Source organism: Streptomyces sp. NPDC110618, assembly GCF_055657065.1.
The window spans coordinates 301,058-313,635 of record NZ_JBVKBN010000002.1; the positions used below are offsets into that span (position 1 = coordinate 301,058).

Annotated in this window: 14 protein-coding genes, 1 tRNA gene and 1 pseudogene; 9 read left to right on the forward strand and 7 right to left on the reverse strand. The window is 69.8% G+C overall.

Annotated features, from left to right (window positions below; all coding sequences use genetic code 11):
• Positions 1–38 precede the first annotated feature (38 nt).
• A complete protein-coding gene (locus ACZ7L7_RS04405; RefSeq protein WP_261718411.1) occupies positions 39–1,037 on the reverse strand; it encodes a methyltransferase domain-containing protein in 999 nt (332 codons plus the stop codon).
• 105 nt (positions 1,038–1,142) lie between these two features.
• On the opposite strand from ACZ7L7_RS04405, the gene ACZ7L7_RS04410 reads away from it, so the two are divergent.
• Positions 1,143–1,547, forward strand: coding sequence for a globin (locus ACZ7L7_RS04410; protein ID WP_093722203.1), 405 nt, complete (start codon positions 1,143–1,145; stop codon positions 1,545–1,547).
• Between the two features lie 29 nt (positions 1,548–1,576).
• Here ACZ7L7_RS04410 and ACZ7L7_RS04415 read toward each other — a convergent pair whose 3' ends face one another.
• From ACZ7L7_RS04415 to ettA, 3 genes are read right to left on the reverse strand one after another with little or no spacing between them, the layout of a single operon-like run.
• On the reverse strand, positions 1,577–2,251 hold the full coding sequence (locus ACZ7L7_RS04415; RefSeq protein WP_093722204.1) for a DUF8185 domain-containing protein: 675 nt from the start codon (positions 2,249–2,251) through the stop codon (positions 1,577–1,579).
• A complete protein-coding gene (locus ACZ7L7_RS04420) occupies positions 2,248–2,664 on the reverse strand; it encodes an acyl-CoA thioesterase (protein ID WP_093722205.1) in 417 nt (138 codons plus the stop codon). The genes ACZ7L7_RS04415 and ACZ7L7_RS04420 overlap by 4 nt, the downstream gene beginning before the upstream one ends.
• Positions 2,665–2,670: 6 nt before the next feature.
• On the reverse strand, positions 2,671–4,335 hold the full coding sequence (gene ettA / locus ACZ7L7_RS04425; protein WP_472074728.1) for an energy-dependent translational throttle protein EttA: 1,665 nt from the start codon (positions 4,333–4,335) through the stop codon (positions 2,671–2,673).
• A gap of 205 nt (positions 4,336–4,540) precedes the next feature.
• Between ettA and ACZ7L7_RS04430 the strand changes: the two are divergent.
• Positions 4,541–5,089: pseudogene (locus tag ACZ7L7_RS04430) on the forward strand (HAD domain-containing protein).
• 128 nt (positions 5,090–5,217) lie between these two features.
• A complete protein-coding gene (locus ACZ7L7_RS04435) occupies positions 5,218–5,685 on the forward strand; it encodes a DUF4240 domain-containing protein (RefSeq protein WP_285511029.1) in 468 nt (155 codons plus the stop codon).
• 6 nt (positions 5,686–5,691) lie between these two features.
• Here the strand turns inward: ACZ7L7_RS04435 and ACZ7L7_RS04440 are convergent, their stop codons facing one another.
• Positions 5,692–6,447 carry a GntR family transcriptional regulator gene (locus ACZ7L7_RS04440; protein ID WP_285511028.1) on the reverse strand — a complete coding sequence of 252 codons (756 nt, stop codon included), beginning with the start codon at positions 6,445–6,447 and terminating at the stop codon, positions 5,692–5,694.
• An 80-nt stretch (positions 6,448–6,527) separates the two neighbouring features.
• Between ACZ7L7_RS04440 and ACZ7L7_RS04445 the strand changes: the two genes are divergently transcribed.
• The 4 genes from ACZ7L7_RS04445 (at position 6,528) to ACZ7L7_RS04460 (ending at position 8,583) form a co-directional block, all read left to right on the forward strand.
• Positions 6,528–6,806: a hypothetical protein gene (locus ACZ7L7_RS04445; RefSeq protein ID WP_285511027.1), complete on the forward strand. Its 279-nt coding sequence runs from the start codon at positions 6,528–6,530 to the stop codon at positions 6,804–6,806.
• Between the two features lie 502 nt (positions 6,807–7,308).
• Positions 7,309–7,578: a hypothetical protein gene (locus tag ACZ7L7_RS04450; RefSeq protein WP_285511295.1), complete on the forward strand. Its 270-nt coding sequence runs from the start codon at positions 7,309–7,311 to the stop codon at positions 7,576–7,578.
• Complete coding sequence (locus tag ACZ7L7_RS04455; protein WP_285511026.1) at positions 7,547–8,278, forward strand: GntR family transcriptional regulator; 732 nt, start codon at positions 7,547–7,549, stop codon at positions 8,276–8,278. The genes ACZ7L7_RS04450 and ACZ7L7_RS04455 overlap by 32 nt, the downstream gene beginning before the upstream one ends.
• A complete protein-coding gene (locus ACZ7L7_RS04460) occupies positions 8,275–8,583 on the forward strand; it encodes a hypothetical protein (RefSeq protein WP_453605144.1) in 309 nt (102 codons plus the stop codon). The genes ACZ7L7_RS04455 and ACZ7L7_RS04460 overlap by 4 nt, the downstream gene beginning before the upstream one ends.
• Before the next feature lie 968 nt (positions 8,584–9,551).
• Here the strand turns inward: ACZ7L7_RS04460 and ACZ7L7_RS04465 are convergent.
• A complete protein-coding gene (locus tag ACZ7L7_RS04465; protein ID WP_093722207.1) occupies positions 9,552–9,878 on the reverse strand; it encodes a GYD domain-containing protein in 327 nt (108 codons plus the stop codon).
• A 140-nt stretch (positions 9,879–10,018) separates the two neighbouring features.
• Between ACZ7L7_RS04465 and ACZ7L7_RS04470 the strand changes: the two genes are divergently transcribed.
• The gene (locus tag ACZ7L7_RS04470) at positions 10,019–10,507 is read left to right on the forward strand and encodes a proline dehydrogenase (protein ID WP_471429158.1); all 489 of its coding nucleotides are present in this window, start codon (positions 10,019–10,021) and stop codon (positions 10,505–10,507) included.
• A 68-nt stretch (positions 10,508–10,575) separates the two neighbouring features.
• Here the strand turns inward: ACZ7L7_RS04470 and ACZ7L7_RS04475 are convergent.
• Positions 10,576–10,648, reverse strand: a tRNA-Arg gene (locus ACZ7L7_RS04475).
• 320 nt (positions 10,649–10,968) lie between these two features.
• On the opposite strand from ACZ7L7_RS04475, the gene ACZ7L7_RS04480 reads away from it, so the two are divergent.
• Complete coding sequence (locus ACZ7L7_RS04480; RefSeq protein WP_261718425.1) at positions 10,969–12,576, forward strand: dynamin family protein; 1,608 nt, start codon at positions 10,969–10,971, stop codon at positions 12,574–12,576.
• Positions 12,577–12,578 lie beyond the last annotated feature (2 nt).

Sequence of the window (12,578 nt, forward strand, 5' to 3'; positions counted from 1 at the left end):
CGACCGAGCCATCGCCGCCTCCTGGAGGCTCCGCCCAATCACCCCCGCAGGGGCCAGGTGTACGGCCCCTCCGGACCGTCCAGCCAGGCCCACTGGCCGTCCCCGCCGACGGTGACGCCGTAGCGCTCCCGCTCGGGCATCCCCTCGCGGTCCCACAGCGCGTACGCCTCCTGCGGGTCCAGGCCCACCCGGCCGAGGGCGAGCAGGAAGCGGAACAGGTCGTGGTCACGGGCCCGGCGGGGCACCCCGCCGAGCGGCGCCGGTTCGCTCTCGGGGCGGTCGCCGCCGCGCAGCGGGACGAAGTAGGCGGGCGTGTGCAGGAAGCGGCCCTCGGCGTGCTCGGCGTCCCGCACGGTCAGTACGACCAGGCCGGTGGCCATGGGCGCCAGGATCCTGGCCCCCGCGCGGCACTGGGCGAGCCAGGCGCGCGGCACGCACGACAGGGCGCAGGTCGCGATGATCCGGTCGTAGGGCCCGCGTTCCGGGACGCCCCGGGCGCCGTCGCCGGTCACCACGGCCGGACGGTACCCGGCGGCCTCCAGGTGCCGGCGCGCGGACTCGGTGATCTCCGGTTCCAGGTCGACGGTGGTGACGAGTCCGTCGTCGCCGAGGCGCCGGGCGAGCAGGGCGGCGTTCCAGCCGGTGCCGGTGCCGATCTCCAGTACGCGGTGCCCGTCCTCGACCTCCAGCGCGACCAGCATCATCGCCATCAGCGAGGGCTGGCTGCTGGAGGACACCAGCTCGCCGTCGCGCAGCCGGGTGGCCAGCGGCACGTCGGCATAGGCGCCGCGCAGCCAGCGCTCGCGCGCGGCGGGGTCGGGGTCCTCGCCCCAGCGCCGCTCGTGCCCGCCGACGACGGCGACGTAGTAGTAGGGCACGAAGAGATGGCGGGGCACGGCCGTGAACACCTCCGCCCACCTCGGATCGGCGTCCCAGGCCCCGCTCCTGTCGATCTCGCGCACCAGCCGCGCCCGCGCCGTGGCGGCGAGGGCGTCGAAGTCGTCGAGGCCGCTGTCGGGAGCATGGGGGGCGCTCATACCTCCACTGTCCTGCGGGACGCCGGGCGGGGCGAGGGCGGAGGGGAGCTACGTCGGGGACCTAGGGCTTGAGTCCTGGGCCGCGGCGTCTGAGACCATGGGGGCGTGAAAGAGATTAGGCGCGGCACGCTTCAGGAGCAGACCTTCTACGAGCAGGTCGGCGGGGAGGAGACCTTCCGCCGCCTGGTCCACCGTTTCTACCAGGGGGTGGCCGAGGACCCGCTCCTGCGGCCGATGTACCCCGAGGAGGACCTCGGCCCCGCCGAGGAGCGCCTGACCCTCTTCCTGATCCAGTACTGGGGCGGGCCCACCACGTACAGCGACAACCGCGGCCACCCCCGGCTGCGGATGCGCCACGCGCCGTTCGTCGTGGATCGCGCGGCCCACGACGCCTGGCTGAAGCACATGCGCGACGCCGTGGACGAGCTGGGCCTGTCCGAGGAGCACGAGCGGACGCTGTGGAACTACCTCACGTACGCGGCGGCGTCGATGGTGAACACGGAGGGCTGAGCCGGGGGCAGTGACCCCTTCGCTCCGGCTCAGTGGGAGACGCTGACGCCGAGCGACCCGAGCCCGTTGGCCCTGCGCACGGCTATCGACCCGTACGGCGTGCGCAGGCGCAGCCAGGAGGCGGCGGAGAACAGCGCGGGCTCCCCGGAGGCACGCAGGAAGCCGAGCGACTGCGCGGCGTGCACGGCCCGCACCGGCAGAGCGGTGGAGCCCACCTCCCGGGACCAGATCTCCCGCCCGATGCGGTCGAGTTCGGCCCGGGTACGCCGGTCGGGGTCGAGTTCCTCGCTCCGGGCCCGGAACTCGGCCACCGCGGCGCCCACCAGGGCCCGCAGGTCGTCCGGCGCGGGCAGCCCCGGCACGGGGCGCCAGCCGCTCCTCGGCGGCAGCACGCCCGCCCAGGGCGGTCCGGTGACGGCGGCCGGGACGAGGGCGGTGGCCGCCGGCTCGTCCACCGCCTCCAGCAGTTCACCGGCGGAGACGGTCACGTCCAGGGTGACGTCGAGGCCGTTCTCGTACGGCTTGGCCAGCCGCGCGGCGCGGATCGCCAGTACCTCGAAGGACGGCGGGCGCCCGAAGACGGCGAGCGCGGTGCCGGCTGCCTGGAGGCGTACCGCGGCGCCCCGGTCGTAGTGGAGCAGCCGGGAGAGGAAGGCGGCGAGATCGGCCGCCTCCCCCTCGTCCGCGAGGTGGAGCACCGTCATGCGGCGACGGCCTCCTCCTCGTCATCGTCGTCCATGTACTCGGCGAGGAACTCGCGCTCCTCGGCGGTGATCCGGCGGGGCCGCTGCGCCTCGAAGTCGAACGGCACTATGACCGTCGAGGCCCGGACGTAGACGATGTCGTCGTCCTTCACCTCGTAGGTGAGGGTGAAGGACGCGGCCCTTATCTCGGTGACCCACAGCTCGATGTCCACCGGGTGGTGGCGGTGCACGAGCTGGCGCTTGTAGTCGATCTCATGGCGCGCCACCACGGACCCCTGCTGGAAATCCTTGTCCGGGCGGAACAGGAAGTCGATACGGGCTTCCTCCAGGTACCGGAGGAAGACCACGTTGTTGACGTGGCCGTACGCGTCCATGTCCGCCCAGCGCAGCGGGCAGCGGTAGATGTGCCGCAAGATCGATCAGCCCCGGGTCAGCTTCTTGTAGGTGGCGCGGTGCGGACGCGCGGCGTCCGGACCGAGGCGCTCGATCTTGTTCTTCTCGTACGACTCGAAGTTGCCCTCGAACCAGAACCACTTGGAGTCACCCTCGTAGGCGAGGATGTGCGTGGCGACCCGGTCCAGGAACCACCGGTCGTGGGAGACGACCACGGCGCAGCCCGGGAACTCCAGCAGCGCGTTCTCCAGGCTGGAGAGCGTCTCGACGTCGAGGTCGTTGGTGGGCTCGTCGAGGAGCAGCAGGTTGCCGCCCTGCTTGAGGGTGAGCGCGAGGTTGAGGCGGTTGCGCTCACCGCCGGAGAGCACACCGGCCGGCTTCTGCTGGTCCGGGCCCTTGAAGCCGAAGGCGGAGACGTACGCCCGGCTCGGCATCTCGACCTGGCCCACGTTGATGTAGTCCAGCTCGTCGGAGACGACCGCCCACAGGGTCTTCTTCGGGTCGATGTTCTCGCGGCTCTGGTCGACGTAGGAGATCTTGACGGTGTCGCCGACCTTGATCGAACCGGAGTCGGGCTTCTCCAGCCCCTGGATCATCTTGAAGAGGGTGGTCTTACCGGCACCGTTCGGCCCGATGACACCGACGATCCCGTTCCGAGGCAGCGTGAAGCTGAGGTCGTCGATGAGAACCTTCTCCCCGAAGGCCTTACTGAGGTTGTTGACCTCGACGACGATGTTGCCCAGGCGCGGCCCCGGCGGGATCTGGATCTCCTCGAAGTCCAGCTTCCGCATCTTCTCGGCCTCGGCGGCCATCTCCTCGTACCGCGCGAGACGGGCCTTGGACTTGGCCTGCCGCCCCTTGGCGTTGGAGCGGACCCACTCAAGCTCTTCCTTGAGCCGCTTGGCGCGCTTGGCGTCCTTCTGCCCCTCGACCTTCAGACGGGTCTGCTTGGTCTCCAGGTACGTGGAGTAGTTGCCCTCGTACGGGTAGGCGCGCCCGCGGTCGAGCTCCAGGATCCACTCGGCGACGTTGTCCAGGAAGTACCGGTCGTGGGTGATCGCCACGACGGTGCCCGGGTACTTGGCGAGGTGCTGCTCCAGCCAGTTGACGGACTCGGCGTCGAGGTGGTTGGTGGGCTCGTCGAGCAGCAGCAGGTTGGGCTGCTCCAGCAGCAGCTTGCACAGCGCGACCCGGCGCCGCTCACCGCCGGAGAGGTTGGTGACGGGCCAGTCGCCGGGCGGGCAGCCCAGGGCGTCCATAGCCTGCTCCAGCTGGGCGTCGAGGTCCCAGGCGTTGGCGTGGTCCAGCTCCTCCTGGAGCTTGCCCATCTCTTCGAGCAACGCGTCGGAGTAGTCGGTCGCCATCTGCTCGGCGATCTCGTTGAACCGGTCGAGCTTGCCCTTGATCCCGGCGACGCCCTCCTGGACGTTCTCCAGGACCGTCTTCTCCTCGTTCAGCGGCGGCTCCTGCAGCAGGATGCCGACGCTGTACCCGGGCGACAGGAACGCGTCGCCGTTCGACGGCTGCTCCAGCCCCGCCATGATCTTCAGCACGGTCGACTTACCGGCGCCGTTCGGGCCGACGACGCCGATCTTCGCCCCGGGGAGGAAGTTCAGGGTGACGTCATCGAGGATCACCTTGTCGCCGTGCGCCTTGCGCGCCTTGCGCATGGTGTAAATGAACTCAGCCAAGAGAAACCGTCCGGCAGCTTGAAATCAGGCAGTGGGCAGATACACCCCATCTTGCCCGACCGCCACCCCTGGGGGGAAACCCGTATCGCAGCAGGGCACTGACCTGGCCTTTCCCGGATGACGCCCGAGCCCCGCCTGTCACTGTCGGTCACCACCGGTCGGCCTCGGGCGCCCTCGCACGGCCCAGGGACGACCCGGCCCGAGGATGCCGCTCCCCCACCGTGCCGGGCTACCGTGCCGTCGTGACCAGCACGGCCCTCTCCTCTTCCTCGACGTCGATGGCCCACTGATTCCGTTCGGATCGTCGTCCGGCCACCCACGGGCTGCCGCTGCCGCCGCCGTGAGGGCTGCCGATCAAGGGAATTTACTGCTGGCCCGGCTCGCCCCTGGGATCGGGGCACGCCTCATGTTTCTGGGCTGACATCTCGTGTGGGCGACAACCTGGCTGGACGAGGCGAACAAGATCGTCGCCCCGCGCATCGGGCTGCCGCGGTTACCCGTGGTGAAGGGGCCGGACGCCGACACGGAGGAAGGCCCACGGGGCCTGCACTGGGCAACCCTCTCCCTTGTCCAGTGGCCCGACGGCCGGCCATTCATCTGGGTCGACGACGAGATCAGCGCCATGGACCGCCTCTGGGTAGACGCCGGCCACCCCGGTCCGTCACTGCTTCATCAGGTCGACCCGGCCAAGGGCCTCGAAGACTCCGACTTCCACGCGCTCGCCGGATGGCTCGACGCCGTCACGTCGGGATGAGCACCGTCTCAGGAATTCGGCGGTGACCCTCACCTGCGCTGCCCTGCTGCTGGCGCCGGGGCGCCACCGCCCCCATCCGCCTGTCAACCGTGGATGTCAGACCACCCTGGCATTCTGCGCCCGTGAGAATGACATGGGCCGACTTCTGGGCACTGATAGCCACCCTGAATGGTGAGGCCACCCAAGCGAACTGCCGACACCTCGCCGCAGAACTGAGCCGCCGCTCCGTCTCCGACATCATCGGCTTCGCGGAACGTCATGCCGAGGCTCTCTACCGTCTGGACCAGGAGAAGTTCGGCTGCCTCCCCGTCGTTGACCTGACGGCCCGATTCGGTAGCCCTTTCCCGCAGTCGGCCGACGTGTTCCTGTATGCCCGCTGCGCCGTGGTGGCCGCGGGGCAAGCCGTATGGGAGAGCGTCTTCTCCGATGCTGCCAAGTTCGCCCCGTACACCTCCAGCGAGCACGACGGCGAATGGCTTCTGTATGTGCCGGACATGGCGTACGAGCTGGCCACTGGCGATGAGTGGAACCGCTCGACCCGGTACTGCTTCGAAAGCTTTTCCAACCGGGACGGCTGGCCCCATCTGCGGGACTGAACCGAACTACCGCTTGATGGGGATCTCGTAGACGATCTCGCAGAGCGCGCTGGGCACAACGATGTCCGCCGTCTCCACGGGCCGCCCCTGGTCGCTGTAGTACGTCCGCCGGATGTGCGTGACGAGCGCACCCTTCTGGACGCCGAGGAGTGAGGCCTCCTCGGCGGTCACCTGCCTTGGCTCCGGTTGCTCCACGGCGTGGGTGACGGTGACGCCGATCTCCGCCATGCGGTTCACGACCCCTGCCCCGGCGTGCGGCCCTCCCTCGGGGAGAACGACGAGCGTGCCGCCGGTGAGGTCGTACGGCTCCCAGCTCGTCGACAGCTGCACCGGCCGACCGTCGGCCAGGAACTCGTACGCCGTCCGCACGCACAGCTCACCTTCGGCGATACCGAGCCGCGTGGCGATCTCCGCCGGTGCCGGAACCTTGGCCTCGGTCCGGCTCTCCCAGTCGCCCTGCCTGCCGACGGCCTTCATGTCGGCCCGGAACGGTGAGCCGCTGGGCTGCTCCCGCGCGGACGACCGGACCACGCGCACGCGCTGCCGTGGCTCGGCGACGTAGGTGCCGGAACCGGCGCGGCCCTCCAGCACACCTTGGGAGATCAGCAACTCCTGTGCCCGACGCACCACGTTGTCGCCGACGCCGTACTCCTGGCCGATCTGGGCGCGGGAGGGAAGCCGGTCCCCCAGCTCCCACTCGTGCTCCGCGATCCGCCGCCGAAGCTCGTCGGCGATGCGGAGGTAGGGCGGTTGCTCAGGCATATGGAAAATCTAGTCCACTAGCTCTAATCTAGTTAACTAGCTTTACTTAAAGCGATCACCGCTAACCGGAGGGCTGCCCTGTGCCTGCTTCCAAGGAGCGCGCGGGGGCCATCGCCGCCCGGTTATCGGCCGTCGGGCTCGCCACGCGCGTGGAGGAGCGCGACGAGTGCACGGCCATCGAGGCGGAGGTGCCGGAACCACTTTCCGCCGAGTCATGGCGGGAGGTCCTGAAAGCGGTGGCCGATGCCGACCGCTTCGGCCTACTCGCCACCAGTTCGAACGACCGCACCCTCTGGGCGGTCCTACACAAGACGGTGCCCGCGACGGGCAATGTCGGGGGACCGGGCCATCAGCGATAGGAGCTGAGCACCGTGCTCAATCGTATCCGCCGTACCGCCTCGCACCTCAGGGAGCGGTACCTCCACAAGGGCCGACACCGCCGCTCCGCAACGCCTGTGCGGCCCGTCGCCGCTTCCCCTGAAGTCGCCCACGGCGCGGTGCTGTTCCTGCGCCGACATCGCGAGCACACGGGCCTTCTCGTAGGGGAGGAAACGGCGCTCGTCCGCCCGTACGTCCTTGCCAGTGAGGCCCGCGCACAGCACCGCTCGGCGCCCGTGAGCAGCACTCCCCTCGGTGGCCCCTGGTACGCCTCAGCGGGTGACCACTGATGCCGCCCCACCACCAACTCCGCGCACCGGGGCCCGACTCCTACCGGTCGGCCTCCTGCCGGATCGGCACGCACCACGCCTGCGCGGAGTCGTCCCCGGCCACCGCGCCGGTCGATGTGCCAGTGATCTACGAAGCCTGCGACTGCTCGTGCCACACGATCGCCAAGTGCCCCGTACCGACGGAGGCGGCACGGTGAAGGCAACGGCACTCGATGGCGCGGTGCTTTCCCCTGTCGAGATCACCTCGGCCAGCGTGCAACGCGGCGACATCATCCAGGTCGGAGGCCAGCAGTGCCGGGTGAGCGACCTCTTCCAACTGCCCGGCGGAGCGAAGCGACTCGTCCTCGACTCGGGTGAGTTGCTGACCATCCACACGATGACCCGGCTCGTGGCCCTGCGGCTCGTGCGAGTGAGAGGCGGTGATCCAACCCATGCCCTCGCGACGCGACACCATCGCCGATGACCTCCGGGACCGGATCGTCACCGGTCGGCTCAAGCCCGGCGACCGCCTGCCCTCTGAGGCGCACTTGGCCGCGCAGTACGCGGTGAGCACACCGACACTGCGGAACGCCCTCGCCGTGCTCCAGGCGGAAGGCCTGGTCGAGAAGGTCCACGGCAAGGGGAACTTCATTCGCCGTCCGATGTGCAGAATCACGTACGTGGGAGGGGGCCGGACACCGGACAGGCGCATCGTGGACCTCGCACCTCTGAGCGTCAGCGTCCACACCACCATAGTCCGGGCCCGCAGGCATCTCGCGGCCCTGCTGAAGATGCCGACCGGCAGTCCTCTGACGGAGATCCTCTGTCTCGGCCATGAGGGCGAGGGGCCTCACAGCCTCGCTCGTATTTACGTCCCTTGTGACCTGGCACCGGCCGCCGCGCTCCGCGAGTCACTCCCGTACGAGGAGATCATGACGGGCCTGATGGAACTTCGCCCGCCGCCGGCTGAAGTCCGGGAGGAGATCAGCGTCCGCCTTCCGACACCGGAGGAGGCATCCACGCTCCGGATCAGCTCCGCCCTGGCAGTCCTCGCCATCACCCGCCAGACGGCCGACGTCGCTGGACGCGTGGTCGAGGCGGCCCTCCTCGTGCTACCGGGAAACCGCGCCGACGCGGTGTTCACCACTCACCACATGATCGACGAGAGGCCCGTGGAAGCATGACGACCTCAAACGAACTGCGGCTCCTCCCCTGGACGGGCCCCGACGGCAAGCCGTGCTTCCTCAGCACCGATGACAACGGCGGCCACATGTCCCGCCTGGCACACAACATCGAGTCAGTGCAACTCGGCATGGCAACCGCCCTCCTGGCCCAAGCGTTAGACATCCTCGCCCAGGCGGAAACGGACCCCGACGACCTGCGACTCCTGACGAAGGACCTGACCGGAGCTCTACGGGACACGCTCCGCGTTGCGACCAGCCGCGGTCACCGTCTGGACAGCCGGTCTACCGATCACCGCCCCCGCTGACCGGCGGGCTGGAAGAAGCCCACGACTCCGACCAGTTCGGATGCCGTGGGCTTCTGTCGCTGGCGGCCGGAGTCGGGCGATCCTGGATGCCTCAGAGGCGGCCCGAAATCGCACTGCTCCTTCGTCGAGTTGGGTTCGCCAGCATCCTGGGATCGAAGGGATAGGCATGGCACTGGGACGCAGGGGAGCACGGCGCATAGTCGGCGACGGCACGGCTTACCGCGCGGCTGCGACGCAGGCCCACCTACAGCCAGGCACTGTGCTGGTCGCCGTGCACTTGCGCCGTGGAACATGCGGATGCTCCTGGGAGAACTCTCGTCGTCACCACGAACCAGCCTCACCTCAGCAACTGGCTTGGAGGGCTGGGTAACCCGGTACTGCCCTCCGATGTCGCCCATGCCATTGCATCCGCTCTACGACAGGGTTGGATGCCCACTCACGCGGGCTCGCCGTTTCACCTCGACCTGTCCGCCGGCTTCTCCCCCTTGCCCTGAGCTGGCCGGGGAGTGAGCACCGCCTTAGGAGAGCGGCGGGGGAGCACGGACCTTGATCTGGGGCTTCGGTACCTGGCCGAGATCCGCGAATGCGGCAGTGAGAAAACCCCGTTGACCGTGGCTGACCCCTGCATCTGGCACGGCAGTGGCACGAATCTCAGCCGACGAAAGTCGGCCACGACGGCGGGTGCGCCGCCCGACGGCGCACGCGTGTGCCTCGCTGCACTCCCGCCGGTGCACGGCACGCTGGTCTTCGCTCCGCCCAAGCGTGGCAAGCTCCGGGATGTGCCCCTCGACCCCGAGGTGTCGGCGGCACTCCGCGAGCACATGGCGGCTTTCCCGCCCATCTTGCCGTACCGCCACCCCTGGGCGGAAACGCGTATAGGTGGGGCTGTGACCTGGGGGTTCGCTGCCGGCGGCGGTGGGGCGACGGTCACTGTCGGTCGCGATTGACCGACCTCGGGCACCCTCGCGCTACGCGCCGGGGGGCCGGTACTGGATCTGCCCGGCTTTGCGCAGGGCGTCCATGGTCTCGTCGACGGTCAGAAGGACGGTCGTCTCGAACGAGCTGAGCGCGCCGCCTCCGCTGATCGCCAGGGCGACCGCGGCCATGGAGACGTTGTCGGGGGCCTCCCACAGGTTGTAGCCGTCACGGGTACCGAACGCGTACCAGAAGCCGTGGAGCTTGCCGCCGACGGACTCGATGTACGCCTGAGCGGCCTTCGCGCGGTCCTCGGGGTGGCTGATGAGCCTCGCCCAGGTCTCCGGCGTGTAGCTGAACCTCGACAGATAGAGCGGCATGATGTCTCCCCTTCGTCCCAACAAGGATGCTCCCGAAGGGCGGTAGCCGTCCCTGAAGCCGCCCGTGTATCCCCCGAACGGCCGGGATAGTCGGGGCCGAGGATGTCTGTGCTGCGCTGGACTCGCCGCACGGCGCCGCCGTGGGCTCGCTCGCCACCCTCGGCTCGGCGATGGTCACCGGACGCGCGGCGGCGCGCTCCCAGTTCGCGCAGTGGCGGCGACAGCATCGGCGGGACGCCTACGCGAACTATCTGGCGGCGGTGTACGACCGGGACATCGCCTTGGACGCCGTGCGCGACGCGTTGCGGGACGACAACCCGGACTTGCGGGAAGTGGACGAGCGGATGGAACTCTTCCGCGCTCGGGCCCGGGATGTTCACCGGGCTGCCGAGTTCGTCGTCCTCGAAGGTCCCGAGTCCGTCGTAGAGGCCCTCTACCGCGCGGTGCACGCGGCCGAGGGCCTGGCCGAGGTCGTGCGGCGCATGGCGCGCGATGCCCATGCGGGCGACGCCTCCCGCAAGGCCGCGGACACGGCACTCGCCGCCGAGCGGGAGCACCTGCTGTACCAGGCGGTGAAGGACCTGCGCACAGCGGCCGGAAACGTCCTCAGCGGCAGTCGGGCCTCCTGAGCGGCGACGCGCCGACGAACCCACTCCCACCAGCAAAAACGCCCTCCCGAAGGAGGGCGGAGACTGGGCGCCCCCGGCAGGACTCGAACCTGCGGCCAAGCGCTTAGAAGGCGCCTGCTCTATCCACTGAGCTACGGGGGCCGGTGTGGTGGCCTCTGTCGTGGTGCCCGGGTGTGGGCTGATCCCTGACGTTGCCGGGGACAAGGATAGGGCTCTCGGGTCCGTGTCCCTGTTGCTTCGCCTCCGTGGCTCGATGTGGAGGTTCGGTGAAGCGGTCCTGATAATCGCAGGCAGGTACGAATCGTGCACCGCTTTTGACGTCTGGCGCACCGGGTGTTGTGCACTCGTTATGCCTGGACTGTGCCGGTGTCCCAGTCGTCCCTTCCGCCCCTTCTGTTCCGTCGGCGCGCAGACATGCTCATATGCTTCATAATTCCCCTAAAATTGGGCATTCTTCGCATGTGGTGACCTTGGACGTACGGCCCCAGCTGATCGACGCACTCTCCGCTCTGCGCGACCGTGTCGCAGCCGCACGCTTTCCGCTACCCCTGGCGGGGGCGCCACGCGCGCGTGCCAACCGCGACGAACTGCTCGCCCAGCTCGACGACTACTTGGTGCCCCGGTTGAAGGATCCCGAAGCGCCATTGCTGGCCGTTGTGGGCGGCTCCACCGGCGCCGGCAAGTCCACGCTCGTCAACTCGCTGGTGGGCAGACGGGTCAGTGAGGCGGGCGTGTTGCGGCCCACGACCCGGACCCCGGTACTTGTGTGCCATCCGGAGGACCATCACTGGTTCAGTGGGATGAGGGTCCTTCCCGACCTCACCCGCGTCTGGGTGCCCCAGCAGGAACCCGGCGACGACATGCTGCTGCCCGGCGAGGACCCCGCGCGCGTGCTGCGCGTCGAGACCGCCGAGTCGCTCCCGCGCGGGCTCGCCCTCCTCGACGCCCCCGACATCGACTCCCTCGTCGCCGACAACCGCGTCCTCGCCGCCGAGCTGATCTGCGCCGCCGACATCTGGATCATGGTCACCACGGCCGCCCGCTACGCCGACGCCGTCCCCTGGCACCTGCTGCGCACCGCCAAGGAGTACGACGTCACCCTCGTCACCGTCCTCGACCGGGTGCCCCACCAGGTCGTCTCCGAGGTCTCCCGGCAGTACGGCGCCCTGCTCACCAAGGCCGGGCTCGGCCATGTGCCCCGCTTCACCGTCCCCGAGCTGCCCGAGTCGGCCTGGGGCGGCGGACTGCTGCCCGCCACCGCCGTGGCGCCGCTGCGCACCTGGCTCGTCCACCAGGCCCAGGACCCCGCCGCCCACCACCAGGTCATGGCCCGTACCGCCTACGGCGTCCTGGACTCCCTCAAGTCCCGCATGCCCGAGCTGGCGAGCGCCGCGGCCGCCCAGTACGCCGCCGCGACCCGGCTGACCGCGGCCGTGGAGGCGGCGTACGACAGCGAGCACGCGCGCGTGCGCAGCCGTCTGCAGTCCGGCGCGGTCCTCGCGGGCGACGCCCTCAAGCGCTGGCGCGCCTTCCCGCTCGACTGCACGGCCGGCGAGCTCCTCGACGCCCTCTCGGAGAGCCTCACCACCCTCCTCGTATGCGCCGTCACAGCCGCAGACGACCGCGTCGACGAGTCCTGGCGCCGCGAACCGGCGGCGGCCGCCCCGACCCTGCGGGACCGCGACCCCACCGCGGAGAGCGTCGAGCACCGCATCGGTCTGGCCGTACGGCGCTGGCGGCGCGAGCTGGAGGAGTGCGCCGAGGACGAGGTGCGCGAGCTGGACAAGGGCGCGACGCTCGACCCCGAGGCGGTCGCCGCACTGGTCGCCACCGCGCTCCTGGGCGGCCGTAGGGCGCGTGCCGCGGGGGAACGGCTCGCCGGGCGGCTCGGGGCCCACGGCGCGCTGCGCCTGCGCGACCGGGGCGGGCGGCTGCTCACCGAGCACCTCGACCGCGCCGTGCACACCGAACGCGAGCGCCGCCTCGCGCCCCTGGACGCGCTCGACGTCCACCCCGAGCCGCAGGCCGAACTCATCGCCGCGCTGTCCGTACTGCAGAAGGAGAGGTGACC

Excerpts from the sequence above, each read along its gene's own strand:
- ACZ7L7_RS04415 (WP_093722204.1), bottom strand. The coding sequence starts at position 2,251 with ATGACGGTGCTCCACCTCGCGGACGAGGGGGAGGCGGCCGATCTCGCC.
- ACZ7L7_RS04465 (WP_093722207.1), bottom strand. The coding sequence starts at position 9,878 with ATGCCGCTCTATCTGTCGAGGTTCAGCTACACGCCGGAGACCTGGGCG.
- ACZ7L7_RS04405 (WP_261718411.1), bottom strand. The coding sequence starts at position 1,037 with ATGAGCGCCCCCCATGCTCCCGACAGCGGCCTCGACGACTTCGACGCC.
- ACZ7L7_RS04440 (WP_285511028.1), bottom strand. The coding sequence starts at position 6,447 with ATGCCTGAGCAACCGCCCTACCTCCGCATCGCCGACGAGCTTCGGCGG.
- ACZ7L7_RS04455 (WP_285511026.1), top strand. The coding sequence starts at position 7,547 with ATGCCCTCGCGACGCGACACCATCGCCGATGACCTCCGGGACCGGATC.
- ACZ7L7_RS04460 (WP_453605144.1), top strand. The coding sequence starts at position 8,275 with ATGACGACCTCAAACGAACTGCGGCTCCTCCCCTGGACGGGCCCCGAC.
- ACZ7L7_RS04435 (WP_285511029.1), top strand. The coding sequence starts at position 5,218 with ATGACATGGGCCGACTTCTGGGCACTGATAGCCACCCTGAATGGTGAG.